The organism is Rufibacter glacialis (assembly GCF_008271745.1).
Lineage (GTDB): Bacteria > Bacteroidota > Bacteroidia > Cytophagales > Hymenobacteraceae > Nibribacter > Nibribacter glacialis.
The window spans coordinates 296432-323235 of sequence record NZ_VKKZ01000024.1 but is presented as its reverse complement, the minus strand read 5'-3'; the positions used below and the strand labels follow the sequence as shown (position 1 = coordinate 323235).

The window sequence follows — 26804 nt, the reverse complement described above, 5'->3', positions numbered from 1 at the left end:
GGTAGGTTGCATACGCGTTACGCACCCGTGCGCCACTGGGCCCCGAAGGGCCCCGTTCGACTTGCATGTATTAGGCCTGCCGCTAGCGTTCATCCTGAGCCAGGATCAAACTCTCCATTGTAGTAGAAATGTTTGACTTGTTCTCAATTTTTCAATAAAGACAGTCGATGTTGTCAAGACGATCGACCGCCGATACGCTGCACTCCCTTGTTTCGTTTCTCTCTTGTCAGGCACCGTTTGACCGGCGCCCTTCTTTTTTCCTATCTTCCCATTCACTCAAAGAACCTCCCACCGGCCTGTCGCCGGTGCTTGCGAACCACTGCTGGTCCCGTCTCCCTTCCCGCTGGAAGGGGCTGCAAAGGTAAGGAACAAATCTTCGTTTCCAAGCCCCTCGGCAACTTTTTCTCTCTTTTTTTTTCTTCCTCCGCTCTGCTAGCCAAGGCCTGGTGTCTCTGTTCGTTCCCGAAGCGGGTGCAAAGGTAAGAACTTTCTTTCTCTCTGCAATGCGTTGGGAAAACTTTTTTTCCTTTCCCCTCCCGCCCTGCCGGCGTAGAGGCTGCCTCGGTGAAGAGCGGTGAGGCTCTCCTTCCGGAGCGGGCTGCAAAGGTAAGAAGCTTTTCTTTCTTGGCAAGCCCGGAGGCGAAGTTTTTTTTACTCTTGTTCCCTCGGCTCGGTTAGCCAAGACTGCTGCGGCCAGGAACCCTGAGGCTCCCCCCCCGGAGCGGGCTGCAAAGGTAGGAAACGTTTCCCTTTCCGCAAGCGGCGCGGAGAACTTTTTTCCCCCTCCCCCGCTGGTGGTAAGTCCGTCTCTTGGTGATCCCCTTCCCGCCGAAGAGGCTGCAAAGGTAGGGAAAAGGGCCGGCTTTCCAAACCCTCTCCCCCGGTTCTGCCCTTGGCAGGCGGTTATTGACCCTGTACTAGGACCTAACTATGTTCAGGGCCAGCGAGTTCCGGGAGGGAAATATTTTTTACCTAATGGCCTTTTGGCTGCATCCCTCCCCAGAGGTGAGGAAAGAACCATCTAAGGGGAGTGGAAGCTCCTCTGGAGAAGTGCGTTTCTTTAGAATATCTTCCCTTGATCTCTTATTTACAAAGAGAGACCTTTTCCCTTTTATACTTTATACAGTGGCCGCCCTGTCTTTGGGCTTCTTGTAGATAGGCACTGTAGAGCAAGGCTCTCCATACATGATGCTGCTGACCACTGGTAACAATTTCTGCATGATTTCTACATAAGCATAGGTGGGTACTGGAATCTGGCCGCAGCCTTTGATCACCACTTTGGCATCCTGGTATTCTTCGGCGTTGATTTGGGCAATGGCATCCTGAAGCAAGGCCTGCTCTAATGCCTCCAGGTCTCCAAACACATATCTATTAACATAAGGCTGCAGCTTACTTGCTAACAGCATATAAGCCCAAGTAGGCACAATGGCATCTGTTGAACAGATAATTGCTACGTTCTTTCCTGCATATTGAGCCCAGTCATTGTCTTTCACAAAGGCTCGGAAATCTTTCTCGCGCAGCATGAGCCCCATGAACAGGTTGTCTTTTATATCATAGACTACCCGCTCGCCGGGGTGCAGATACTCTTCCAGATTCAAGGTGATGAGGCCGCTATTGGCTACTCGGTTTACAAACTCTTCCATCTTTCCTTTTATTTAACTGAAGGCTTGGTGATATATACCTCTTTTAGATAAAACGGCTCATAATAAGCCATGTCTTCAAACTGTGCCGCTTGCCATTTTGGATAGGCAAGTGCGCCTATAGCCTTGGCTGTAGGTTTAACATTTTCCAGGAACAAAGCGTTCGGGTGCGGGGCCAGAAGTTCTTTGGCTTTAGCGGCGCCACTGCCAAAGAAGATGATAGGCTGTTTTTCTAAATCTGCGGCAAAACTGGAAGCTTCCAGAATCATGGGCTCTACGGGTAACCGCTCCTGCAGGTCATGAGCCAGGAGACAAGTATACACTTCAGACCGACGGGCATCTAACATGGGGCAGAACAGATACCGCTCTGGCGCGGGGGTAACTGAAATGACCTGGTGCGCCATGGAAGCTAGCGTACTCACTGAAATGAGTGGCTTATCTAAAGAAAAGCACAACCCCTTGGCAGTGCCTGATCCTATGCGCAGTCCGGTGTAGGAACCTGGCCCTCCTGAAACGGAAATGGCCTCCAGCTGCTCTAACCGCACACCTGCATATTCCAGCACCTGTTGCACCATCACCGTGATGTGGGAAGAGTGCGACTTTTCCATCTGCAGTTCAGCGTAGGAAAGCAGCTGCTGGTCTTGGTGCAGCGCCACGGAACAGACTGAGGAGGAGGTTTCCAGTGATAAAAGGTAGGCCATGGGCAAAAAGCTAAAAAGCGTATTTTCTGCAAAGCTACGCTATTCTAAAACATAAGGGCAACCGTGCTCCGGTTGCCCTTACTATACTATATAGAATAGAGATGTCCTTTTTGCTACTTCTTGGCGCTGGTGAGCAGGCCCTGGTAGCGCGAAGGGTTGCTCAGCACGTCAACGGCAGCCACAATGTTCTTGTCATCATTGAAGGTGGCTTCCACCAACCCTTTCTGCAAGTAGTACCGCGACACGATCTCCTGCTCTAACAGTTCCACAATCTCAGCTTTGAACCTGATCAGGTCATTGCTTTTATTAGTGGCTACCTTTTTCTTGATCTGCTCTATATCAGCTTTCACCTCTTCATAGTGCTTGTCTTCCTTGGCCTTCTTGATCATGTTGTCCAGGGCCTTCTCTACGTCTGTGGAGTAAGAAATGTCTTTCCCGTTCAGGAAGGAAATGAATTTCTGGTATTCAGCGTCAGACAGCCGGAAGTCTTTGGCCGCCGCAATGGTAGGATTGGCGGCCCTGAACCGGGTGGCGTAGTCAAAGATGTAGTTTTTGGTCATGAGCTTCCGGATGATGTCTGGCACCGGCTGCTCTTTCACCTCCAGGTCTGGGCTGATGCCGCCGCCGTCATACACTACCCGGCCACTGGCGGTTTTGAAAGCCACGCGCAAGGAGTCTGGGGTTTTGTGCAGCGAGCCATCTGCCGCCCGGTGGGCATAATCAATGGCCTGGATGCACCGGCCACTGGGAATGTAGTATTTGGCAGTGGTTACCTTGAGTTGGGAGTTATAGGAAAGCGGACGCGTCATCTGCACCAAGCCTTTGCCAAAGGTCCTTTGTCCGATCAACACGGCCCGGTCATAATCCTGGAGGGCGCCGGCCACAATCTCAGCCGCCGAGGCGCTGTTAGAGCTGGTCAACACCACCAGCGGCATCTGCACATCCAGGGGTTCATCCAGGGCCTTGTACATCTTATTCCAGTCGGCCACCTTGCTTTTGGTGCTGACAATGTCTTTGCCGCGGGGCAAGAACAGGTTAGAGATGTTCACTGATTCATTCAACAGGCCGCCGGGATTATCGCGCAGATCTAAGATGACCTTTTTAGCGCCCTGCTCCTTTAACTTGACTACCGCGCTGCGCACCTCACGGCCCGCGTCTACGGTAAAGCCAGACAGCTGCAGATAGCCAATCTCTGGGGTGACCATGCCATAGTAAGGCACATTGTTGATTTGGATGTTGGCACGGGTGACATCTACCACCAAAGGCTTCTCAGCACCGAAGCGCTTGATCTCCAGTTTCACCAAGGTGCCGGCCTGCCCTTTGAGCAGCTTGCTCACCTCATTGTCTGTTTTCTTGGCCAGGTCTACCCCGTCAATCTTCAGGATCTCATCACCAATGATGATGCCCGCCTTCTGGGCCGGCGAGCCTTCATGCGGCAAAGAGACAATGGTGCGGCCATCGCGCTTGCCTACCAACGCGCCAATACCGCCGTATTGCCCGGTGGTCATGGTGCGGAAGTCTTCTATGTCGTCTTCAGGAATGTAATTGGTATAGGGGTCCAGTGACTTGAGCATGGCGTCAATGCCCGTGCGCACCAGTTTAGAGGGAGCCACTTCGTCTACGTAGTAGGTATTCACCTCCTTGAACAGCGTAGCAAAGATGTCCAGGTTTTTGGCGATATCGAAGTACCGCTCAGAGCCGTCCTTGAACGAAAAAAGGCCCCATGCGGTCCCCACCACCAACAGGCCGGCAAATGTTTTCTTCAACATAACTGCAGAGGTAAAAATCAGGAAAAGAGAAGACTATATAGAAATCAAACGCTCCAGCCCTGAATTTAGTTTTTTGCAGATAACATTGAAAGGATTTTTTTCTTTGCCAATGTAAAGAATACCGATATACCACGTGCCTTCCGGGGTAGAAGGCTGAGACAGAACGTGTTTGTGCAGCCGGTAGGCTTCCCGCAGCTGCCGCTTAATGCGGTTGCGGTCTACGGCTTTCTTGAAGTTGCGCTTGGAAACCGAGACCAGCACCTGAACAGGGAGTTCAGCCGGACCGGGTACGTGCAGCGCCACAAAACGCAGCGGATAGGAATTGAAAGAAGAACCTTCACGGAAAAGCTGTTCAATCAGCTTTTTGCTCCGTAAACGTTCTTCTCTCGGAAATCTATAAGAAATCGATTGCTCTTCTGCAGAATGTTCAGTGAAGGTACCCATTCGCGAGGCGCCTTGCAGCGAGCTACTCAGAAAAATTAGGCTTTGTGTCTTCTTTCGTCAGAAACGGTCAGTTTATGACGGCCTTTAGCTCTTCTGCTAGCCAATACTCTACGTCCGTTAGCAGTTTCCATTCTTGAGCGGAAACCATGCTTATTTCTTCTTTTGCGTTGCGAAGGTTGGAATGTTCTTTTCATCTTACACTAAACATTATATTAAGGGATGCAAAATTAGGAAATGAATTTTGATATATCAAACCCCTTTCCACATTTTAATTTGATTATTTGCACGTTACCCGCGGTCCGTGAAAGCCTTGCTGCACCACAACCGCCTGGCTTGAACCCGTTTTGAGCCTATTTTTCAGGAAAAGAGCCCCAAACAAACCTTTCCCCAAGGCTTGCGAGGCAGCTTGCCTCCCATCCCCTTTCTCCCCTCCCAGCCACGGGGAAAGGTCCATGTTTTTGACTTCCCCGCTCTCCCAAGCCACCAGGTTATAGACAGCGAAGCCAAGCTTTGCCCGCGTCCTTTTAGGGGGTATCTTTCGGAAAAGAGGGCAAATTCGCTCTTCTTGCAAATATTTCCTCCGTAAGGACCTCTTGTACCTTTAAATAATAAGACCGCCGTGCCCCATTACCGCCTTTCCTGCCAGAACCCACTCTCTGGTTTCCTGCAAGTCCAGACGTTTCTAGAGAACCTGACCCAGCCCGAGCTTTTTCTGCAACTGCCTGCCTGGCGTCCCGGCCGGTATGAGCTGCAGAACTTCGCGCAGAAGCTGCAGGGTTTCTCTGTGGTAGCACCCGACGGTTCTCCCCTGCCGGTTAGAAAAGAAACCAAAGACCGGTGGCGGGTAGACATACAGGGGAATCCAAGGATAGAGGTACGCTATAACTTCTACGCCCGCCAGATGGATGCCGGCGGCTCCTGGGTGGCTCCGGATTTCCTGTACGTGAACCCGGTGAACTGCCTGCTCACGGCCTCGGGCCTGGAACAGGAGCCTTGCACGCTGGCGCTGGACATTCCGGACCATTGGCAGATCGCGTGCGGATTGCCCACCACCGCGGCCCAGACCCTGCAGGCAGAAAACTTTGACCATCTGGCAGACTCGCCCTTTATTACCAGCGCCACCTTGCAGCACCAGGCGTATGAAGAGCAGGGTCACCTGTTCCACGTGTGGTTCCAGGGAGCCTGCCAACCGGATTGGGAGCAGATTTTGCCGCACTTCAGGGCTTTTACCAGAGCGCAGCTGGCCCTTTTTGAGACGTTTCCGGTAAAAGACTACCATTTCCTGAATATTATTCTGCCCTACCAGCACTACCACGGGGTGGAGCACCTTAATTCCACGGTCATCACGCTGGGCCCTGCCGAACAATTGATGTCGCCCACGCTCTATAAAGAACTGCTGGGCGTAAGCTGCCATGAGCTGTTTCACACGTGGAACATCAAGCAGATACGGCCCCAGGAGATGCTGCCGTATGATTTCACCCGCGAGAACTACTTCCGGACGGGTTACGTGGCCGAGGGCGTCACCACCTATTACGGTGATTACCTGCTGGCCCGCAGCGGCGTTTTCACGGCGGATCAGTATTTCCAGGAGCTCAACACGGTGCTCAAGCGCCACACGGTAGACCAGGGGGAACAGCACCTTTCCGTAGCAGACTCTTCTTTTGACACCTGGCTAGACGGTTACAAACCCGGCGTGCCTGACCGCAAAGTGAGCATTTACCACAAAGGTTGTCTTGCGGCCCTGGTACTGGACCTGGAAATCAGGCGCACCACTCAAAACGCCCGCTCCCTGGATGATGTGATGCGCCGCATGTGGCAGGAGTTCGGGCAACCGGGCCTTGGGTACACTGAGGCAGATTACCAACGCCTGGCCGAGGAAGAAGCGGGCCAGTCACTGGAGCCGTACTTCCGGGAAATGATCTTCGGGACTGCCTCTTTTGAACCCTGGCTTCAGGCGGCGCTGGACTACGTGGGCTGCACCTTACACAAAGAACCTGCGGCACTGGCCTATGAAAGCGTGTATGGCTTCCGGTTAAACCCGGCCCTGCCGACAATTCCCGTGGTGGGCTATGTAGTACCTGACTCTCCAGCCGCGGCGGTGCTCTCCGTAGACGATGAACTGGTGGCCGTGAACGGGCGCAAGCTGGAGAACGGCAACCTACAGCACTTGACCAAGGGCCAACAGAAGCTAGAAGTGACCTTGTTCCGGCAAAAGACCCTGCAAACGGTGACTTTGTCGCCCGGCCCGCAATTGTTCCTGCCGCAATACAGCGTGCGGAAAAACCCCTCGGCCACGGCCGAACAGCAGGAGAACTTCCGGCAGTGGCTTCATCAGGAATTCAGGGAGCCGGTGAAAGTCCAGGCCGCCACAGTTGTTTAAAGCCTGCTTTTCAGAAACAGGCCCTGAAACGGGCGGTCCTTCGTGCTGAAGTGGCGGCACTTGCTTACCTTGATTCAAAACAGACCCATCATGCGCACCTTTCACCTTCCGTTTGTGGCCCTGGCGTTTCTGCTCCTGGGGTGCACCGTCTCTAAACCTAAAAAGAACATGCTCCAGCTCAGGGAAGAAGTACTGGCCGAACTAGGGAAACAGGAAGGTACCTTTGCCGTAGCCTTCAAAGACCTGAAAACCGGGGAGGAACTGTTACTGAACGAGCACGAAAGCTTCCATGCGGCCAGCACCATGAAAACCCCGGTGCTCATTGAAGCTTACAAACAAGCCGCAGAAGGGAAATTCGACCTCACTGATTCTATTCTGGTGAAGAATGAGTTCAAGAGCATAGTAGACGGCAGCCCGTTTACCATCGGTCCGGAAGCCGACAGCGAGCAGGTACTGTATACCCAGTTGGGTCAAAAGCGGCCCTTGTCTGAGCTGCTCTACAAGATGATCATCCAGAGCAGCAACCTGGCCACCAACATTGTCATAGAGAAACTGGATGCCAAGAACGTAACCCAGACCATGCGGGCCCTGGGGGCCAAAGACATGCAGGTGCTACGCGGCGTAGAAGACACCAAAGCGTACCGGCAGGGCCTGAACAACACCACCACCGCCTATGACCTGATGGTGCTCTTCCAGAAAATGGCTCAGGGAAAAGTGGTGAGCCCCGCCGCCTCACAGGACATGATCAAGGTACTGCTGGACCAGAAATTCAAGGAGATTATTCCGGCCAAATTGCCCCAGGATGTGAAAGTCGCCCATAAAACCGGCTGGATCACCGGCGTGCGCCATGACTCTGGCATTGTGTTCCTGCCCAACGGCCGCCAGTACGTGCTGGTGCTCCTGTCTAAAGGCATCGCCGATGACAAAGCCAGTGTTGCCGCCATGGCCAACGTCTCAGAGATGATTTACCGGCACGTTGTGAAATAGTCCCACGTTGTGAAATAGTCCTGAGTCTTGAGTTCTGAGTTTTGAGTTAGAGGAAAACAAAAAAGCGGAGGCTGCTCTATATATGAACAGCCTCCGCTTTTTTTTATGATCGGACCATCTTATTTACCGCGGTCCACCTGGTTGTCGCTGGGGTTACTGCGGGGCCGGTCGCCGCCGTCACCGTAAGAGGCATTTACGCCTTCGCGGTTGTTGTTTCCACTCCTGGACACGCTACGCTCATCCTGAATGGTGGTACCACCGCTCTTGGAACTCATGTAGCTACTTTCCGGGGTTTGAGGCGTAGTATCATCTGGGGTCAGGTTATTTTTGTCAGTATTGTCAATAAACCCACCTTTCTTGTTATCCTTTTCTCCGCCGTGATTTTTCTTATTGCTGCTCATAAAATCCTCCGTTTGGTTAAGTGATACCTTCTATACGAGCGGCTTTGGCAAAAGTATATCACTTTATCAGCTAAACGCTAGGACTAGCAGCACCAGCAACGTGGGCAACGAAAGGTAAAACCAGAAAAGAACGTGCCGGCGGTAACTTCTTGGCACCTGTGAGCTGGCAAACAGAAGCGCCCCCACCAACACGCCCATGTAGATCAGGATAAAGTACATGACCTTGTTCCAGTTGCGCACAATAGAGCCGCCCTGCTCCTCTACCTCAGGATCCGTAGGAACCAACCAGGTCACCAACCCATAGTACACGGCCACCTCCAGGGCCAGGAACACCACCGCTCCCACAAAAATAGCCACCGCTGTATTGTCTTTCTTCCGCATGGTTCTCTATCTAAAGGCCAACCTAGCCAAATCTTGGCAGACTTCTAAAATTTTCAACTGTTTTCAGCCCCCTTTCACTAAATCGAACCCTAAACTCGTTAAGCAAATGGAGTGGGCAGCGTCTACCTAGCGGAGGGTGAAAAACTGCCTTGATGCAGCATGAGGACGAATCAAGTAGACATCGTGTCACGGGTGGTACTGGCCACCTTTGAGGGCTTTCTGAAGTACCATGAGTTCAAGAAGATCGCCGAAGACAGTCTTGCTTTGGTGCTGGAAACCGGGTATTCCAAAATACTGGTAGACACCAGCAAGATCAAAGTAATTCAAAAGGAAAGCCAGGAATGGATCAACCACGAGTGGTTTCCCAAAGCCATCAATGCGGGCGTCACGCACATGGCCTTCCTTATCCCGCAGGATTTTTTCGGGAAGATGAGCGTGGAATCCACCAACAAGCACATGGCCCAGCGGGGCGACATTGAGATCCAGTACTTCACAGATGCCCGATCCGCCAGGAGGTGGCTCAGATCAAGGTCACAGGCCGCCTGAGTTTAGCGCCTGTTTTCCGGGAATCAATAAAAAAGCCCGAGACTACCAATCTGTATTGGCAGCCCCGGGCTTTTCTATTTACGCTTATTTTGGACTCGTTTCAGGAAAAGAGCCCCTAAACAGATTATCCTTGGTGCGGTTGGAAGTTCACCAGTTTCACGAATTCCAGTACACGGGTCACCACTTCATCTGGCTGCAGGTCTACCAGACGCTCCGTCCCGAACTGCTCTACGCAGAAAGAGGCCATGGCAGAACCGTTGATCACGGCGCGTTTCATGTTCTCAAAGCTGATATCATCTGTAGAGGCCAGGTAGCCAATGAAACCACCGGCAAACGTATCACCGGCGCCGGTGGGGTCAAACACTTCTTCCAGCGGCAAGGCTGGGGCAAAAAACACTTCTTCCCCGTGGAACAACAGCGCACCGTGCTCCCCTTTCTTGATGATGAGGTATTTGGGGCCCATACCCATGATTTTCTTGGCCGCTTTCACCAGAGAGTACTCGCCGCTCAGCTGGCGGGCTTCCTCGTCATTGATGCTGAGCACGTCTACCATGCCAATCGTCTTGATTAGCTCGTCCAGGGCAATGTCCATCCAGAAGTTCATGGTGTCCATCACAATCAGCTTAGGCCGATTGTTGAGGCGCTCAATCACCTGGCGTTGTACCTGCGGCGCCAGGTTGCCCAGCATGAGGTATTGGCAATCCTGGTAGCTTTCCGGGATAATCGGGTCAAAATCACCTAGTACGTTCAATTCTGTGACCAACGTCTCACGGCTGTTCATGTCATTGAAGTACCGGCCAGACCAGAAGAACGATTTCTCGTTTTCCTTGATCTGCAGACCATCTACGTTGATGCCTTTGCTCTGCAGCATGGCAATGTCTGACTTAAGGAAGTCACCCCCTACCACAGACACCAGGTTCACCGGCTGCACAAAGTGCGCGGCTGACAAAGAGATGAAGGTTCCGGCTCCGCCGATGATCTTTTCCCGTTTCCCGAACGGGGTTTCCAGCGCATCAAACGCCACTGACCCGATTACTAATAGACTCATGTGTTTTTTCAGTTATGCGCGAGACGTGACACGTATCGCGAAGCTTGATAATTTTTGTTAGCTCTTGTGGAGTTAAGCTCCGGCAAATGTATCAATTCTACGGAAGTATCATCTCCCTGGACATTCATCTTGATACGTGATACGCGCTACTTGATGCCCTTCCGCCCGAAAACAAAAAAAGCCCCTGACGAATCAGGAGCTTTTTGGGTGGCCGATGGGGTTCGAACCCACGACTTCCAGAATCACAATCTGGTGCTCTAACCAGCTGAACTACGGCCACCGTGTAATTGGAGAGCAAAAGTAGCGGCTTTGAGTATTCAACGCAAGCTTCTGCCCGCATTTTTATAGAAAATTTTTACCCTTAGCGGCTAAATATCACTCTTTCACCATGTTTACTTTCATCAAACTGTCCATTTTTGTATGCCAAATGCCCAGAAACAATAGTATGCGTCACCACGCCCGGCAAAGTCTGCCCTTCCAGGGGTGACCATCCACACTTATAGAAGACGTTCTCCTTGGCTACACTCTGGCTTTGCGCCAGGTCTACCAGCACCAGATCAGCCCAGTAGCCTTCTCTGATGAACCCGCGCTTCTCCACCTGAAAGCAGATAGCCGGGGCATGGCACATCTTTTCCACCACGCGCTCCAGTGAAATCTTGCCTTGTTGGTAAAATGCCAGCATCACCTGCAACGAGTGCTGCACCAACGGCAATCCCGAGGGAGCTCCTTTGTAGGTGTCGGCTTGCTTTTCCTCCCAGGTGTGCGGCGCATGGTCCGTAGCGATAATATCTAGCCTATTGTCCAGCAACCCTTGGAAAAGGGCTTCTTTGTGGCGGGCTTCTTTAATGGCGGGGTTACATTTGATCTGGGCACCCAGCGTCTCATATTGCGCGGCATCAAACCAAAGGTGGTGCACGCAGACCTCGGCGGTGATGCGCTTTTGCTCCAGTGGCATGTCATTGCTGAACAGGGCCAGTTCTTCAGCAGTACTGATGTGCAGGATGTGCAGGCGCGTATTGTGCTTCCTGGCCAACTCCACCGCCATGCTGGAAGACTTGTAACAAGCTTCTACGCTCCTGATCTCAGGGTGCGCGCTCATGGGAATCTCCTCGCCATACTGCTCCGTGGCTTTTTGTGTGTTAGCCCTGACCGTGGCTTCATCTTCACAGTGCGTGGCAATGAGCATGGGGCTCTGTTTGAAGATTTCCTCCAGCGTGCTGATATTATCCACCAGCATGTTACCGGTGCTGGAACCCATGAACAGCTTAATGCCGCAGACAGTCCGCGGGTCCGTTTTCAGGATTTCGGCCAGGTTATCATTGGTGCCGCCCATGAAGAACGAGTAGTTGGCCAATGATTTCTGCGCCGCCGTATCATACTTTTGCTGCAACAGCTCCTGCGTGGTGGCGTTGGGCACGGTGTTGGGCATTTCCATGAAGGTGGTCACGCCGCCGGCCACGGCCGCCCGGGGTTCAGAGTATAGGTCTGCCTTGTAGGTGAGGCCGGGGTCCCGGAAATGGACCTGGTCGTCAATGATGCCGGGCAGCAGGTATTGGCCTTTCGCGTCTATCACCGTGTCAGCCACGGCGTTCAGGTTCTGCCCGATGGTCTGGATGTAGCCGTCTTTCACCAGCACATCGGCGGTCTGGATCTGGCCTTCGTTCACCAGTTGGGCGTTCTTGATGAGAATGCTGTTCATGGCGCTAAGATAAAGGCACCTTTCCTAAGTCAGGTATTTCAAGGCCTTTTTTCTTAAATAAGGTGTAAACGGCGGCGGAGAAGACACTCGTAGGACCTTCGGACACTACGAGGTCTTCCGGAAGCCAACGCAGTTACCGAACGTAGGGCTGCTCTGGTTATACCACGCTGGCGCGAGTCTCCAGACTCGTGCCCATGCATGAACGGAGTCTCCAGACTCCCAAATTCCGGTTGGTGGTTCCCGGCGAGTCTGGAGACTCGCTTCATCCTAAGTCACGAGACTGCGGTCTCGCGCCAGGCAGTTTCAAACTTGTGCGGTTTGGAGCCCTCACAGGGTTTCGTGTTTACCCCGATACCGCCCGATTTCAAGACCTCGTAGTGTCCGAAGGTCCTACGAGCGTCTTTTCCAATTTCCGTTTTAAGCCTACTTTCCCAAAAACCGTCTGAAAACGTATTACTGGAGAGAAGGATAGAGACAAATCTCAATTCCGTACCTTTGCACCGATGATAGAAGAAGAAAACGAGAATCTTGCCCCGGAGCAGGAAGAACCAATAGCCCCAGAGGCAACCGAGGAAACACGGGCAGAAGCGCCAGAGGAAGAAGCGCAAGAGCCAGAGGAAGAAGCTCCCCAAGCCAGCTTTGAGGATTTTAAGCTGAATAAGCAGTTGCTGACTGCCATTGCCGAACTGGGTTTCCAGAAGCCAACGCCGGTGCAGCAGCAGACCATTCCTTTGGCCATGGCCGGGCATGATGTGATGGGCATTGCGCAAACGGGAACAGGTAAAACCGGTGCCTACGTATTGCCTTTGCTCATGAAGGTGAAATACGCGCAGGGCAAACACCCGCGCGCCCTTATTCTGGCTCCTACCCGGGAACTGGTGCTGCAGATTGAGGAACACATCCAGAAGTTCAGCGCTTATTTAGATGTGCGTACCGTGGGCATTTACGGCGGTGTGGGCCCTAAAACCCAGATTGAGCGCATCCAGGCCGGTATTGACATTCTGGTAGCCACCCCCGGCCGGCTCATGGACATTTACCGCAAGGGCGAACTGCACCTGAAAGAGCTGAAAACCCTGGTACTGGACGAGGCCGACAAGATGATGGACATGGGTTTCATGCCCCAGATCCGGCAGATCCTGGAGATTATACCGCGTAAACGGCAGAACCTGCTGTTCTCGGCGACCATGCACGAGCGGGTGCACACCTTGTCTGAGGAGTTCCTGGAATTTCCCATGGTGGTGGAGGTGACACCGCAGGCCACGCCGGTAGAAACCGTGAGCCAGAAGCTGTTCCAGGTACCCAACCTGCGCACCAAGATCGCGCTGCTGGACTATCTGTTTAAAGACCGCGAGACGTTCAACCGCGTCATGATCTTCACCCGCTCCAAAACCAACGCTGACAATGTCAGTTCCTTCCTGGACCGCAAAGGGCAGGGCGGAGTACGCGTGGTACACGGCAACAAAGGCCAGAACACCCGCATCAATGCGGTAGAGGCGTTCAGGGAAGGCGAAGTACGCTATTTGGTAGCTACTGACGTAGCCGCCCGCGGCATTGACATCCAAGACGTGAGCCACGTGATCAACTTTGACGTGCCCATCATTTATGAGGACTACGTGCACCGCATCGGGCGCACCGGCCGGGCCGAACAGAAGGGTGCTTCCATCATCTTCGCCAATGAAGCCGAGATGCACCACATTGAGCGCATTGAGAAGCTGATCAAGATGAAGATACCCCAGGCACCCCTCCCCGAGGAAGTGAAGGTATACGATACCCCGTTTGAAGAACAGCAACTCATCAACCGAGAGTTAGACTCCTACAAACGGCAGCAAGACCCAGACTTCAAAGGAGCCTTCCACGAGAAAAAAGCCAAACCTCAGTATGAGAACAAAGGCAAGGGCGAAAAGGTGAGAGACCTGAAGAAAGCCGGCTGGAAGAAAACCAAAGCCGGCGGAGGCAGCAAGCGCAAGAGCCGGTAAGTTGATTGCTGATTGTTAGTTGTTAAACTACATTTGAATAGGTTTTGAGGCACTTTGCTTTAAAACACCTGTAAAACAGAAGAGCCGCTTAGTTTCCTAAGCGGCTCTTCTGTTTCTTCTATATGAGGATTGAAAAAACAATCAGCAACCAACAATTACTTACCATTACTTCAGGAACTGCAGAAAAGGCAGGTGGCTTAGTTCAAACAGGGTGAAGGTGACCGCCAGCCCCCAGAAGACGGCACTCCAGAGCATGTGCAGCATGATGCGGCTTTTAGAAACGCCCAGCACTGTGGCCAGTACCGTACCTACAATGGGAGTAAACAGAATGGGGGTAAGAAAGGCAATACCAGACATGCCAAACCGCTTCCAGACAGAGACAATGCGGCGGTTCTTTTTACTGAACATGGGCTTGTTCTTGGCCCGCTGCCGGGCTACATACCGGTCATGCACCGCTGAGCCAATCATGGAGAACAGAAACACACTGGTCATCATACCGGCTATGGTCAGGCACAGAGTAGCCCAGAAGGAAAGCCCCATGGTCACTCCTACCAAAGGCCCGCCAAAGAACTTCACGGCACTCAGCAGGTACACCGAGATATATTTCAGAACGCCAGCTAGCATACAGTCTTCAACTCAAAACAAACAGTCAACCCCATCTTCAGATTCATAAATCGCTAGGCAAGGCCAAGCCTTCGCTATTTAACTTTCTTATAACCACCTTTTTAACTAACGCACGGAATCAACCCGCTACTAGTCTGATAGGAAGGATCTTATTGCACTTTACTGTTTTTTTCTCCGAAGGCCAGATCGCCGGCATCGCCCAGGCCCGGTACAATATAAGACTGATGGTCTAGCTGTTCATCCAGGGCACCCAGCCAAAGCTCGGCTTCCGGGATCTGCTCCTGCACATGGGCTACCCCCTCAGGGCTGGCAATAATGGCGGCAATGATGATTCGTTTGGGCGTGCCAAAACCCAGCATATCTTTATAGGTGAGCACCAAGGATTTTCCGGTGGCCAGCATGGGGTCTACCAGAATCAGGATCTTGTCTTCCAGGTGCGGGGTGGCCATGTAATCTAAGTGCACCGACAGCTTTCGCCCGCCTTCTACCCGGTAGGCGCCCACAAAGGCACTGGTAGAATGGTCAAAATAGTTGAGGAAGCCCTGGTGGAACGGCAAACCGGCCCTGAGCACGGTAGCCAGCACCGGAAACTCCTGAAGCAGCGTTTGCTGCGTCTGGGCCAGGGGCGTCTGAATGGTCTGCGGGGCATACGGCAAGGTCTCAGAAATCTTGTAGGCCATCACCTCACCCAGCCGTTCCAGGTTGCGGCGGAACCGCAGACTGTCTTTCTGAACGGTCACATCACGCAACTCAGAGATAAAATGATTGGCTAACGAAGGTGTCTGGCTAAGAACGTGGAGACGGTTGATGTCCATTGCAGGGCGAAGGGTTTAGATTGACAGCTTAAAGATACGTACTTGACCGGCTGCGCACCAAAGCTAGCGTAAAAATTGGCCACGCCGGGCACTTCGCTGCCTTCAAAGTCAAAGGTTTTGCCTGAACCTGCCTCCTGTTGCACAAGCTGGTCTAACAGAAACGCCATGGCCTTCTTCTGCCTCCCCTCCGGGGAACTGGCCCCAAACAGGAAAGTGACCCGGTGGGTGGTGCGGAGAATAAACGCCGCGGCCAGCAAGTTATTTTGCGCCCGCACTTCCCAGACCTCCCCCACCCCTTCCTGGGCCGCCCGCTGGTAAAGTTTGGCCAGTCGCTGGTAATGCCGGGCTTTCAAGCCGGGTAACTCTTTGCCTTTGGTCTCCTGGAACAGGCGCAGCAGCGGGGTTATGGAAGTGGCTGGCGCTACCACCAGTCCGTTTTTGGCGGCGGCTTTCAGGTTCCGTTTCAGATTGGTAGAATAGTTTTGCAGCAGCAGGGCGTAGGCGGGGGCCAAAGACAATTCATAGTTGGGCCTTTCGCGCCAGGCCCAGGGCGGGGAGAGGTTCAGGGAAGCCGGAGGAACAGGCATCTGGTAGTGCACCTGCGCGTACCGATCAGGCAATAACGCCAGGTATTCCTCCACCGCCCGGTGCTGGCTCTCGGGCGTGATCACCAACCCCAGTTGCTGCGTGAACAACGGTTGGTACACCTTTTTCCGGCCCAGCCATTTCTTCACTGGTAACGGAAACAGGGAGACATATTCTTCGCCCTGCCTTTCTACCAGCGCTTCCCACCGGCCCGCGCACACCACTTCCAGGTACCAGGCTTGCAGGTACACCAAGGGCTCCGGTGCTTTCCGCAGGCAAGCTTGCCAACGGACGAAGTCGATTTCATGGTGGCGCAACAGGTGGATCATGGCGGTGGCAAGATACTGTTTTCAGGCTTCTTTTTTGAGGACTGCTTCCCACCCATCCCCCTTGAAGAGGGTAGGGCCGTTAAGTTCTAAAAATATAGCTGGTTCAAGTTTCTAACTTGGACCCAAAATGAGCTGAAGTTTGCAACTTCAGTGAGGCGAAAGCCTCAAACTAGGCAAGAATGGTCATGAACTGCACCCCAGTTTAAGCCCTCAAGGTAGAACTTAACGGCCATACCTTTAAAGTGGGTAGGGATGACAAAGGCCGCTGAAGAACCTTAAGCAACCGCAATAAAAAGGGCAAAACGATTCTCGGGAATACCTGATCAGCAACCGTGGATCATCCCCTACCCCCTTCCAAGGGACGACCGGGCATACTCGCGTAAGAGCAAATGCTGTTTCACCCTACTTTTGCCAGAAACAGCCAAAAACAACCCAAGACCCAAGACTCAGAACTCAAGACTCTGAACTCAGAACTCCTTCAGGCAACCCATTGCCCCCCGAGAGAGTACACGTCAAAATTGCATTAACTTCGCGTCTACAATCCCTTTCTATGAGAAAAACATACCGTCTGCTGTTGGGTCTGGTTTTACTTTCTGGTTCAGCCGTGGCGCAGGATGCCACCGTGCCCCTTAACCCAGATGTCTACCGGGTCATTGACCGTTACCACATCAAGCATAACCCTGAGAACCTGCACACTTCCTTCAAGCCTTACGGCCGCGCCCGGGTGGCTGCCCTAGGCGAAGAAGTTCGCCAAGACGCGCAAGGCGGTTCCGCCACCGATGAGTACAACGCCAATTACCTCATCAACGATAACTGGAACTACACCCGCAACTCACGACTCAATGAGAGCCAGCGCTCTTTGGGGCCGTTTTTCCAAAACAAGACCGATTTCTACCACTATGAAAGCCCAGAGTTCACCCTGCGCGTGAACCCGGTCATCGGCCTGCAGGCCGGCAAGGATACTGACACCGATGGTCTGCGCTACCTCAACACGCGGGGTTTACAGGTGGAAGGTTCTATTGACGAGAAACTGGGTTTCTACACCTTCCTCGCCGATAACCAGGTAAAACTGCCGGGCTACGTGAACGAGCGTGTTTCACGTGACAACATTGTTCCCCATGAGGCCTATTGGAAGCCCTTCGGGAGCAGCGGCGGCTATGACTTCTTTTCCGCCCGTGGGTACATCAACTATACGGCCACCAAGCACATCAGCGTGATGCTGGGCCATGACCGCCACTTCATCGGTAACGGTTTCAGGTCCATGATCCTGTCAGACTACGCGGCGCCGTACTTCTTCCTGAAACTGCAGACCCAGGTCTGGAAACTGCAGTACACCAACCTCTACGCGGAACTCACCCAGGACTTTAAATTCGCAGATCAGCTGTATGACAAGAAATACATGACCCTGCACCACCTCAGCGTGAACATTCTGCCCAACCTGAACGTGGGGTTGTTTGAGTCTATCATCTTCGGGCGCGACCACGGTCGTTTTGAGCTGCAGTACCTGAACCCGGTTATCTTCTACCGCAGCGTGGAACAGGGCCTGGGCTCTGAAGACAACGCTTTGTTGGGGATGGACTTCAAATGGAACATCGCTAACCGGGTACAACTCTATGGGCAGGCCGTGCTGGATGAATTCCTGATCAGTGAACTGCGGGCCGGCAACGGCTGGTGGGGAAACAAATTCGGGCTCCAAGGCGGGGCCAAGTACATAGATGCCTTCGGGGTCTCCAACCTGGACTTGCAGGGAGAGCTTAATCTGGCCCGCCCGTACACGTACCAGCACGAAGACGCCTCTAAAAACTACCAGCATTACCTGCAGCCCCTGGCCCACCCCATGGGCGCCAACCTGGCCGAGGCCGTGGCCATTGTGCGGTACCAGCCTATCCCTAAACTCACCATCACCGCCAAAGCCATTGCCACCCGCTACGGCCAAGACCCAGACCCTATCGTGGATCCGTTTGACCCAGACGGCGGCACCTTGGCCTACAATTACGGCGGCAACGTGTTGAAACCCTACACCACCCGTCCCCGCGACTATGGCTTCCAGATTGGGGAAGGCGTGACCACGAACCAGGTGTACGGCGAGGCCACGGCATCCTTTCAGCTCAGGTACAACATGTTCCTGGATGTGACCCAGGTGGTGCGCCAGGCCAAGGCGAATGACAGCCGTTTTGACCAAAAGAGCGCCTTTTCAGCGGTCTCTTTCCGGTGGAACCTCCCGCAACGCACCCACGAATTCTAAAGGCTTCTGCCCCAACAGCCAGGCCCGCCCTTCTTCCTGAGGGGCGGGCCTGGCTGCTTTATAACGGTCAGGGCAAGTCTTTGGAAGATGGAAAAGAAGGCCGCCGTCCGCAGGGGCCGGAAGTAGGTTTTCCATAATACATACAACAGCAGAACTGCCTACCCATTGCCCGCGGGCGGGTATGGACGTTTAGAGGCTGTTTTTCTGCAAATGGCTTCTAAACACCCGCTTGGTCCTGGCATGCTGATTCATTCCGGCAAAGCCGTACCTTTGCCGGAATGAAAACTTATTTCCGCATTTTAAAATTTGCGCGGCCGTTTAGCCAGTACGTTCCGTGGTACGCCATTGCCACCTTATTGGCTACCATCTTTGGGGTCCTGAACTTCGGTTTATTGGCTCCTTTGCTCAAAGTACTCTTTGGCCAGGGCAAGACCATGGAAGACATTCCGGCGGTTGTCCCGGCCTTCCAGTTGAATATTAGTTGGTTTACCCAGTTCTTCTACTACCATGTGGGGCAGATCATCCAGGCCGAGGGCAGCATTGGCGCCCTGCGCTTCATCTGTATCTTGCTGGTGATCTCCGTTTTGCTGGCCAACCTGTTCCGTTACATCGGCCTCCGGATTGAAGGCGTGGTGCGCGCCCGGGTAGTGAAAAACCTGAGAATGCAGGTGTTTGAGCGCCTCACCCAACTCCAGCTGAGCTTTTTCTCTAACCAGCGCAAGGGCAACATCATGTCTACCCTCACCAACGACGTGCAAGAAGTGGAGAACTCAGTGGTGAGTACCCTGAACGTGCTGTTTCGGGAGCCTTTTCTGTTGATCGGGTATTTTGTGGTGCTTTTCTATATCTCCCCGCAGTTAACGTTCTTCAGTTTGCTGGTGCTCCCGGCTTCGGGGTTGGTCATCTCCAGTATCTCTAAAAAACTGAAACGCCAGTCTACCCAGGGGCAAGACGCGCTGGGTTCTATCTTAGGCATCATTGACGAGACCTTGGGCGGCCTGCGCGTGATAAAAGGCTTCAACGCCCAGCCCTACGTGCTGCACAAGTTTGAGCAGAGCAACAGCCTGTACGCCCGCATCATCACCTCTATGAACAACAAACGCAGTCTGGCCTCGCCTTTCTCTGAGTTCATGGGCGTTACGGCCGTGGCAGGCATTCTCTTCTACGGCGGCTCTCTGGTGCTGAGCGGAGAATCTGATTTGGACGGCGAAGACCTCATTGCTTACCTGGCCCTGTTCTCCCAGGTACTGGTGCCGGTGAAAGCCATCTCCAATGCGTTCAGCAACATCCAGCGCGGGCTGGTGTCTGGCCAGCGCGTGCTCACCCTGATTGACACCGAACCCTTGATCCGGGACCGACCGGATTCCAAGACCTTGCCAGAGTTCACCCAGGCCATAGAGTTCCAGAACGTGAGCTTCCAGTACGGCAATGATCCTATTCTGCAAGAGATCAACCTGCGTATTCCCAAAGGCAAGACCATTGCGTTGGTAGGCCCATCGGGCGGCGGTAAGTCAACGCTAGCCGATCTGCTGCCCCGTTTCTATGACCCCACCCAAGGCGCCATCACCATTGACGGCCAAGACCTGCGCGACTGCTCGCTGCACTCCATCCGGGAGCAGATGGGCATTGTTACGCAGGAGTCCATTCTCTTCAATGACACCATTTTCAACAACATCGCCTTCAACAAGACCAATGCCACCGAGGCCGAGGTCATTGCCGCCGCCAAGATCGCGAACGCCCATGACTTCATCATGCAATCGCCGGAGGGGTACCAAACCGTGATCGGGGACCGGGGCAGCAAGTTGTCAGGGGGCCAGCGCCAGCGCCTGAGCATAGCCCGCGCCATCTTGAAGAACCCGCCTATCCTGATCATGGACGAGGCCACCTCTGCCCTGGACACCGAGTCTGAGAAGCTGGTGCAGGAGGCCCTGACCAACCTCATGAAGAACCGCACCTCGCTGGTCATCGCCCACCGCTTAAGCACCATCCAGCACGCAGATGAGATCATTGTCTTGCAAGGAGGGCGCATTGTAGAGCGCGGCAACCACGCTGAATTGGTGCAGCAAGGCGGGCTGTACTTCAAACTCACCAAGATGCAGTACACAACGGCCTAGGCCAGAACTACGCTCTTTCTTTGAAGCCGCTTTGGGCCTGTTTTATTGGAAACAGGCCCAAAGCGGCTTCTTACCTTCAGGCATTCCTAAACCGGTTACAGCTATTTTGCGGCGTTTGCGTACAGACTAGAATATTCGTTATTCTTAATGTTTGTTATTCTGCCTGCCTATGGAAGCCCTGAAAAAAATCTTGAATATTCTGGTGATGGTGTACCTGCTGGTTGCCTTCCTGTTTTTGCTGCGCATCCTGAGCGTCTCTAAGTTTGTGGCGCTCTTTGACTTGGCAGACGATGCGGAATTCTTCAACCGACTGCTTTGGGCCGGCGCCATACTGCTGCTGGCAGAACTCCTGGTAGAAAACGTGTATATTGCCACCTTGAAACGTAGCCTGGAGCGCGAGAGCCGGCAGCACGCAGAGTTGCGGACAAAGCATACCCAACTCAAGGCCAAGCATTATGACCAGCAGATGAAAGCCTCAGGGAATCCGCTTGTTCCGCAGCCTGATCCCGCCCGGCCCGGGGAGACCACCCCGCCCGTTGGCCCGCGTTTGCATACCTCAGATGATGACGAGCAGACACTGATCATCACGCCCGCTCCCATGCCCCCTACGTTGAACCCAGACGAGAACCCCAACCTGCCGCCGGCAGATCACCGGCCTTTACTCTAGTACATGACTACCTCGCCATCTGCCCTTATCCTGCAGGAACTGCAGCAAGCCCAACAGGTGCTCACCCAATTTCTGACCCAGCCTGCCTCTATTGCCGCTATTGAGGCGGCTGCGCAGCTCATGGCCCACAGCCTAAAGAACGGAGGCAAGATTCTTTCCTGCGGCAACGGCGGCTCTATGTGTGATGCCATGCATTTCGCTGAGGAACTCACCGGCCGCTACCGCGATGACCGGGCTCCCATGGCCGCCATCTCCATCGCAGACCCCAGCCATTTGAGCTGCGTCTCCAATGACTACGGCTATGACCAGGTGTTCTCCCGCTATGTGCAAGCCCTGGCCCGCCCCGGCGACGTATTATTAGGCATCAGCACCAGCGGCAACTCTGCCAACGTATTAAAAGCCGCGGAGGCCGCCAAGGCCCAGGGCGCGCACGTAGTCACGCTTACCGGCAAAGACGGTGGAAAACTGGCCGCCTTGAGTGATGTGGAAATAAGAGTGCCCCACTTCGGCTACGCCGATAGAATCCAGGAGATCCATATTAAGGTGATTCATATTCTCATTCTGCTGCTGGAAAAGCAGATGGCGTAACCTCTGGTAAGGCAAAGCGCCAGCATAAGGCTCGTCAGGCACTGAACAGAGCAAGAGAAGTAAATACAGGCCATTTCTGTGGGCCTACCCATAAATATATTCAATATCTAATATTGTATCTGTCTCTTCTATGCTTGTAAAGACCTTCGGAAGCGCGGTGCAGGGTGTGCATGCCTTCACCATCACCATTGAAGTAAATGTGACCCCGGGCACCAAGTATTTCCTGGTGGGCCTACCAGACAATGCCATCAAAGAAAGCGAGCAACGCATTGAGTCGGCGTTGAAGCACCACGGCTACCGTATGCCCCGGCAGAAGGTGGTCATCAACATGGCGCCCGCCGATGTCAGGAAAGAGGGCTCTGCCTATGATCTGCCCATTGCCCTCGGTATTCTGGCCGCCTCTGACCAACTTCTCCCTGACCACCTGGACCAATACCTGATCATGGGCGAACTGGCACTGGACGGGGAGCTGCGACCCATCAAAGGTGTATTGCCCATTGCCATCCAGGCCCGCAAAGAAGGCTTCAAGGGTTTTATCCTGCCCAAGCAGAACGCGCAGGAGGCGGCCATTGTGAACAACCTGGAGGTGATTGGCGTGTCTACCCTCAAAGAAGCCATTGACTTTTTAACCGGTACCCTCTCCATTCCCCCACTGCAGATAGACACCCGTGATCTTTTCCAGGCCACCGCACACCAATATACCGCCGACTTTGCTGATGTACAGGGCCAGGAAAACATCAAGCGCGCCCTGGAAATTGCGGCGGCCGGGGGCCATAACGTGATCATGATAGGCCCACCCGGCGCGGGTAAAACCATGCTGGCCAAACGGCTGCCCTCTATCTTGCCCCCGCTCACGCTGCATGAAGCGCTGGAGACCACCAAAATCCATTCTGTGGCGGGTAAGTTAGGGATGCAGGGCTCTTTGCTGGCGCAACGTCCGTTCAGGGCGCCTCACCATACCATTTCAGACGTGGCCCTGGTGGGCGGCGGCGGCAATCCGCAGCCGGGCGAGATCTCTTTGTCGCATAACGGGGTCCTGTTTCTGGATGAACTGCCAGAATTCAAGCGCACGGTGCTGGAAGTCATGCGGCAGCCGCTGGAGGAACGCCGGGTCACCATCTCACGGGCTAAGCTCACCATTGACTTCCCGGCCAATTTCATGTTGGTGGCCAGTATGAACCCCTGCCCCTGTGGCTTCTACAATGACCCAAGCAAAGAATGCGTATGTGGCCCAGGGGTGGTGCAGCGCTACCTGAACAAGGTAAGTGGCCCCTTGCTGGACCGCATTGACCTGCACGTGGAGGTGACGCCGGTGTCTTTTGACCAGATGACCGAGACCCGTAGAACCGAAACCAGCGCGGATATCAGGGAACGGGTAGAACGGGCGCGCCAATGGCAGGCCCAACGGTTTGAGGCTTTCCCAGACATCCATTCCAATGCCATGATGCCCCCACAGATGGTGAAAGACCTGTGTCGCATCAATGAGGCGGGCCGTCTGTTGCTGAAAGCGGCCATGGAGAAACTGGGGCTTTCGGCCCGGGCGTATGACCGCATTCTCAAGGTGAGCCGTACCATAGCGGATTTAGCTGGTTCAGAAGACATCAAGATTGAGCATTTGGCAGAGGCCATCCAATACCGAAGCCTGGACCGCGAAGGCTGGGCGGGTTGATTGTTTTTGCTTTGGTTTAAAAGCTACCTTGAAAAGCTAGCGCCTCTATTATAAGATTGGAGCACTGGCCTTTTGAGATAGCTTTTTTATAAAATTTAGAACAATAGGGGTATAAAGGAAGAACGCTGTCTGGAATATAGAAAGCGGCACCGGGAAGGCCTCGGCACAAATGCCTGCTTTTACTTCCTATAAATCATTTTACCTCAACCTAACCCTAATGAAAAAATTAGCAATTCTCACCTTCGCGATTTTCGCTTCTTACTTCGCACAGGCACAAACTGGACCTTCTTTTGGCGTAAAAGTCGGGGCTAACTACAGCACCATTACCGCCGACAAAGACAATGGCATTAAATATAAGCCAGACTTCCACTTGGGGGCCTTCGCAGACTTTGGTATATCTGACATGGTTTCTATTAGGCCAGAACTGCTGTATTCCAGAAAAGGCGCCAAGTATGAATTCAGGGCCACAGAAGTAGTGGAAGATGAATTTGGCGATGAGCAAACTATTAGCGGTGAAATAGACGGTAAAATGATTCACCAGTACTTGGAGGTACCGGTGCTGGCGCACATAAAGGCCGGAAACTTGTTCTTCGAAGGCGGTCCTACGTTCTCTTACCTGCTTAAATCAGAAGCAGACATGAAGATGAAGCTATCGAGCGACGGCATGGATTTCTCCATGGATGAAACCGTAGAAACTACCGAGGACATGAAACGCTTTGAGTTTGGGTACGCGGCTGGCATCGGCTATGAACTTCCCAGTGGCTTAGGCTTAACACTTAGATACCAAGGAGGCTTAAATGACCTTTACAAAGAGTCTGACCAAGACAGCGACGATGAAGGCTTGGGCTTACCCTCCGGCAAAATGAAGAATTCTGTCTTTCAACTTTCGTTGAGCTACAGGTTTGGGGCCAGGTAATCACTTTTGCTTGGCGGTGGTAATGCAACCCTCAGAGGTCAAATTAAATATATTGCAATACCTGTTTTAGCCCGCATTACCGTAGACAGTTTATTCTTTGAATTTGCCAATACGGTTTCTTTCCTTCTGAAATCATATGGAAAGATGGAACACGTTTCTGTAAGTATTAAAGAATATACTAATAAAGTTGACTTCAGTTATGCTGCTAGCCTAAGGTATCAGTTTACAGAAGGCCTCGGGTTAGGCTTGAGATACAATGGGGGCATAAGCAAGATCTATAAAGAGGGCAGTGAGAATTTTGAAGCAGGAAAAGTGCATAATTCTGTTTTCCAGCTTTCTTTAAGCTTTATGCTTGGTGGCAGATAGGTCCACTGCAACAACATAAAAAAAGGGGTCTGCTGGCAGGCCCCTTTTTTTATGCCCGGCCTTCTCAGGTACTCCATGATGTCCAATTTTGGGCGGCTGGTTGGTGGGAGACGCTGCTTTTGGTAGTTTTTCAGACAAAAAGAATGCCTGAGTTTTTTTGTTGGCATGCCCTGGTTCCTTCACCCATCCATCTTTTTCCCTAAGGCGTTGACTAACAAAGCCTCAAAGGCAGCACTTGGCTTTTGCTAAGTTGATAAAAACCCGATTATTTTTCTTAAACTTAAAGTTCGGGCGATAAAAAGCCAACATTTTCTTGCAGGGCCGTATAATGGAGGGTTTTAACAGGGATCGCTACTGTGGCATCCTCTTACTTTTACCTAAGTACCACTATGAAAAAGATTGTATTATTTGTAGCAGCCGCGCTTACTTTCAGCGTTGCACAGGCACAGAATGGTCCACGTATCGGGATCAAAGCCGGAGCAAATTACTCTAACATTTCAGGGAAAGAACTGGCCAACGAGGATATCTACGAGAACAAACTAGGCTTTGTAGGTGGTTTAACGGCTAACTTCGACCTGACCGGTGATGGTTTCTTATCTATTCAGCCAGAATTACTCTTCTCGCAACGCGGGTACCAGTACCGTGACGAGGAGTACACCATAGATAATATCACCTACAAGAGCAAAGGCGATATGAACTATAACTACCTGGATTTGCCCGTGCTGTTGAGAATCAATGCTGGTGGCCTGTTCTTTGAAGGTGGTCCGCAGGTGTCTTACCTGTTAGGTATCAAAGACAAAACAGAAACCAAGATTGGCAACAATGACTTTGATAATTCCAGAAGAATTGACAAAGACGATCTGTCTGAACTGGAGATTGGATATGCCGCAGGTTTAGGGTATCAGACGGAGGCTGGCTTGAGTTTAGGCCTGCGCTACACGGGTGGCATTAACGCCCTGGCCAAAGATGACCATGATGAGCTGGGCAATGCCCGTCATTCTGCCTTCCAACTGACGTTAGGGTACGTGTTTGGAGGTCGTTAATCGCGTCATGCATCCCTAGAAAAATAGGAGGAGCCAGCTGGTGTTGGTTCCTCCTATTTTTTTGCCCTCATTTTCAGCCCTTTACTTAAAAACAGCCGGTAAACCGTTTCAGCGCACCCGCTTTTGCCAGGTTTAGGCACAGTGTTTGATAAAATACTTTCAGACAAGGGAACTAAACTCAAATTTTTAAAACCATGAAAAAACTAGTCTTCTTATTCGTAGCCGTAGTGGCCTCCTACGCCGCGCAGGCACAATCTACGTTCGGGATCAAAGGCGGGCTTAACTATTCCAACCTTTCCGGAGACCTGAAGGATGAATCACGGTTCAACAACAAACTTGGCTTCAATGCCGGGGTATATTTCAACGCACCCATCGTGGGCGATTTCTTCTCCATCCAGCCGGAAGTCCTTTACTCCAACAAAGGGTTCAAGTATGATGACAAAGTAGAGAACACGCTGCTACAGGGTCAATATCGGTATGAAGGCACTGCTAACTTCAATTATATTGACGTACCTGTACTTGCCAAGGTTAAAGCCGGAAGCTTCTTCTTTGAGGCCGGCCCACAGGTCTCTTACCTAATGAGTGTGAATGATAAGACAAAGCAATATGACAGCAAGGGCACGCTGGTGGATCGCACGGTGAGTGAGAAAAGCAAAGAAGGCTACTCAGACTTTGAGATTGGCTACGCGGCCGGCTTAGGGTTTGCTACCCAAAGCGGCATTAGCCTGGGCTTGCGTTACAACGGAGCTTTTACAGACCTGGGCGAAGATGCCAGCGCCAATTCAGTGCAGGGCGATTTCAAAGATGCCCGCCACTCCTTGTTCCAGCTTTCCGTTGGCTTCCCCATCAGCCGCTAACTACTTTTGACAGC

At 52.7% G+C, this 26804-nt stretch carries 25 protein-coding genes, 1 tRNA gene and 1 rRNA gene; 13 read left to right on the top strand and 14 right to left on the bottom strand.

Annotated features, from left to right (window positions below; all coding sequences use genetic code 11):
* From FOE74_RS19110 to rpmH, 6 genes are all read right to left on the bottom strand, one after another.
* Positions 1–121: ribosomal RNA gene (locus FOE74_RS19110) — 16S ribosomal RNA — on the bottom strand; the annotation flags it as partial.
* 997 nt (positions 122–1118) lie between these two features.
* Positions 1119–1643 carry a DUF2480 family protein gene (locus FOE74_RS19105; RefSeq protein ID WP_149100227.1) on the bottom strand — a complete coding sequence of 175 codons (525 nt, stop codon included), beginning with the start codon at positions 1641–1643 and terminating at the stop codon, positions 1119–1121.
* An 8-nt stretch (positions 1644–1651) separates the two neighbouring features.
* Positions 1652–2341 (bottom strand): tRNA (adenosine(37)-N6)-threonylcarbamoyltransferase complex dimerization subunit type 1 TsaB, encoded by a 690-nt coding sequence (tsaB, locus tag FOE74_RS19100; RefSeq protein WP_149100226.1) that lies wholly within the window; start codon positions 2339–2341, stop codon positions 1652–1654.
* A 113-nt stretch (positions 2342–2454) separates the two neighbouring features.
* Complete coding sequence (locus FOE74_RS19095; RefSeq protein WP_149100225.1) at positions 2455–4110, bottom strand: S41 family peptidase; 1656 nt, start codon at positions 4108–4110, stop codon at positions 2455–2457.
* 33 nt (positions 4111–4143) lie between these two features.
* Positions 4144–4554 carry a ribonuclease P protein component gene (rnpA, locus tag FOE74_RS19090; protein ID WP_149100224.1) on the bottom strand — a complete coding sequence of 137 codons (411 nt, stop codon included), beginning with the start codon at positions 4552–4554 and terminating at the stop codon, positions 4144–4146.
* 35 nt (positions 4555–4589) lie between these two features.
* Positions 4590–4748 (bottom strand): 50S ribosomal protein L34, encoded by a 159-nt coding sequence (rpmH, locus tag FOE74_RS19085; RefSeq protein WP_071885432.1) that lies wholly within the window; start codon positions 4746–4748, stop codon positions 4590–4592.
* Between the two features lie 425 nt (positions 4749–5173).
* Here rpmH and FOE74_RS19080 point away from each other — a divergent pair, with 425 nt between their 5' ends.
* Both FOE74_RS19080 and FOE74_RS19075 read left to right on the top strand, forming a co-directional pair.
* Positions 5174–6934, top strand: coding sequence for a M61 family metallopeptidase (locus FOE74_RS19080; protein ID WP_149100223.1), 1761 nt, complete (start codon positions 5174–5176; stop codon positions 6932–6934).
* Positions 6935–7024: 90 nt separating this feature from the next.
* A complete protein-coding gene (locus FOE74_RS19075) occupies positions 7025–7921 on the top strand; it encodes a serine hydrolase (RefSeq protein ID WP_149100222.1) in 897 nt (298 codons plus the stop codon).
* A 119-nt stretch (positions 7922–8040) separates the two neighbouring features.
* On the opposite strand, the gene FOE74_RS19070 is transcribed toward FOE74_RS19075, so the two are convergent.
* On the bottom strand, positions 8041–8322 hold the full coding sequence (locus tag FOE74_RS19070) for a hypothetical protein (protein WP_149100221.1): 282 nt from the start codon (positions 8320–8322) through the stop codon (positions 8041–8043).
* A 66-nt stretch (positions 8323–8388) separates the two neighbouring features.
* A complete protein-coding gene (locus FOE74_RS19065; RefSeq protein ID WP_149100220.1) occupies positions 8389–8703 on the bottom strand; it encodes a hypothetical protein in 315 nt (104 codons plus the stop codon).
* A 159-nt stretch (positions 8704–8862) separates the two neighbouring features.
* Between FOE74_RS19065 and FOE74_RS19060 the strand changes: the two genes are divergently transcribed.
* Entirely contained in the window at positions 8863–9249 is a 387-nt protein-coding gene (locus tag FOE74_RS19060) for an STAS/SEC14 domain-containing protein (protein ID WP_149100219.1), read from the top strand.
* A gap of 124 nt (positions 9250–9373) precedes the next feature.
* On the opposite strand, the gene FOE74_RS19055 is transcribed toward FOE74_RS19060, so the two are convergent.
* The 3 genes from FOE74_RS19055 to FOE74_RS19045 all read right to left on the bottom strand — a co-directional run bounded on the left by FOE74_RS19055 (position 9374) and on the right by FOE74_RS19045 (position 11996).
* Entirely contained in the window at positions 9374–10297 is a 924-nt protein-coding gene (locus FOE74_RS19055; protein ID WP_149100218.1) for a PfkB family carbohydrate kinase, read from the bottom strand.
* Between the two features lie 206 nt (positions 10298–10503).
* Positions 10504–10577: transfer RNA gene (locus FOE74_RS19050), tRNA-His, on the bottom strand.
* Between the two features lie 81 nt (positions 10578–10658).
* Complete coding sequence (locus FOE74_RS19045) at positions 10659–11996, bottom strand: dihydroorotase (protein ID WP_149100217.1); 1338 nt, start codon at positions 11994–11996, stop codon at positions 10659–10661.
* Positions 11997–12499: 503 nt separating this feature from the next.
* Between FOE74_RS19045 and FOE74_RS19040 the strand changes: the two genes are divergently transcribed.
* Positions 12500–13972 (top strand): DEAD/DEAH box helicase, encoded by a 1473-nt coding sequence (locus tag FOE74_RS19040; RefSeq protein WP_149100216.1) that lies wholly within the window; start codon positions 12500–12502, stop codon positions 13970–13972.
* Positions 13973–14137: 165 nt separating this feature from the next.
* Here FOE74_RS19040 and FOE74_RS19035 read toward each other — a convergent pair whose 3' ends face one another.
* From FOE74_RS19035 to FOE74_RS19025, 3 genes are all read right to left on the bottom strand, one after another.
* Positions 14138–14596, bottom strand: coding sequence for a hypothetical protein (locus FOE74_RS19035; protein ID WP_225840892.1), 459 nt, complete (start codon positions 14594–14596; stop codon positions 14138–14140).
* A 149-nt stretch (positions 14597–14745) separates the two neighbouring features.
* Positions 14746–15411 (bottom strand): uracil phosphoribosyltransferase, encoded by a 666-nt coding sequence (gene upp / locus FOE74_RS19030; protein WP_149100215.1) that lies wholly within the window; start codon positions 15409–15411, stop codon positions 14746–14748.
* Complete coding sequence (locus tag FOE74_RS19025) at positions 15366–16325, bottom strand: GNAT family N-acetyltransferase (RefSeq protein ID WP_149100214.1); 960 nt, start codon at positions 16323–16325, stop codon at positions 15366–15368. The genes upp and FOE74_RS19025 overlap by 46 nt, the downstream gene beginning before the upstream one ends.
* A 550-nt stretch (positions 16326–16875) precedes the next feature.
* Between FOE74_RS19025 and FOE74_RS19020 the strand changes: the two genes are divergently transcribed.
* From FOE74_RS19020 to FOE74_RS18980, 9 genes are all read left to right on the top strand, one after another.
* On the top strand, positions 16876–18570 hold the full coding sequence (locus FOE74_RS19020; protein ID WP_149100213.1) for a hypothetical protein: 1695 nt from the start codon (positions 16876–16878) through the stop codon (positions 18568–18570).
* A gap of 278 nt (positions 18571–18848) precedes the next feature.
* Positions 18849–20684 carry an ABC transporter ATP-binding protein gene (locus tag FOE74_RS19015; RefSeq protein ID WP_149100212.1) on the top strand — a complete coding sequence of 612 codons (1836 nt, stop codon included), beginning with the start codon at positions 18849–18851 and terminating at the stop codon, positions 20682–20684.
* Positions 20685–20853: 169 nt separating this feature from the next.
* Complete coding sequence (locus FOE74_RS19010) at positions 20854–21351, top strand: hypothetical protein (protein WP_149100211.1); 498 nt, start codon at positions 20854–20856, stop codon at positions 21349–21351.
* Between the two features lie 3 nt (positions 21352–21354).
* The gene (gene lpcA / locus FOE74_RS19005) at positions 21355–21939 is read left to right on the top strand and encodes a D-sedoheptulose 7-phosphate isomerase (RefSeq protein ID WP_149100210.1); all 585 of its coding nucleotides are present in this window, start codon (positions 21355–21357) and stop codon (positions 21937–21939) included.
* A 130-nt stretch (positions 21940–22069) separates the two neighbouring features.
* A complete protein-coding gene (locus tag FOE74_RS19000) occupies positions 22070–23608 on the top strand; it encodes a YifB family Mg chelatase-like AAA ATPase (RefSeq protein WP_149100209.1) in 1539 nt (512 codons plus the stop codon).
* A 217-nt stretch (positions 23609–23825) separates the two neighbouring features.
* Entirely contained in the window at positions 23826–24524 is a 699-nt protein-coding gene (locus FOE74_RS18995) for a porin family protein (protein WP_188686995.1), read from the top strand.
* Positions 24525–24530: 6 nt separating this feature from the next.
* Positions 24531–24890 (top strand): hypothetical protein, encoded by a 360-nt coding sequence (locus tag FOE74_RS18990; protein WP_149100207.1) that lies wholly within the window; start codon positions 24531–24533, stop codon positions 24888–24890.
* A 389-nt stretch (positions 24891–25279) separates the two neighbouring features.
* Positions 25280–25933 (top strand): porin family protein, encoded by a 654-nt coding sequence (locus FOE74_RS18985; RefSeq protein WP_149100206.1) that lies wholly within the window; start codon positions 25280–25282, stop codon positions 25931–25933.
* A 194-nt stretch (positions 25934–26127) separates the two neighbouring features.
* The gene (locus FOE74_RS18980) at positions 26128–26790 is read left to right on the top strand and encodes a porin family protein (protein WP_149100205.1); all 663 of its coding nucleotides are present in this window, start codon (positions 26128–26130) and stop codon (positions 26788–26790) included.
* Positions 26791–26804: the final 14 nt, after the last annotated feature.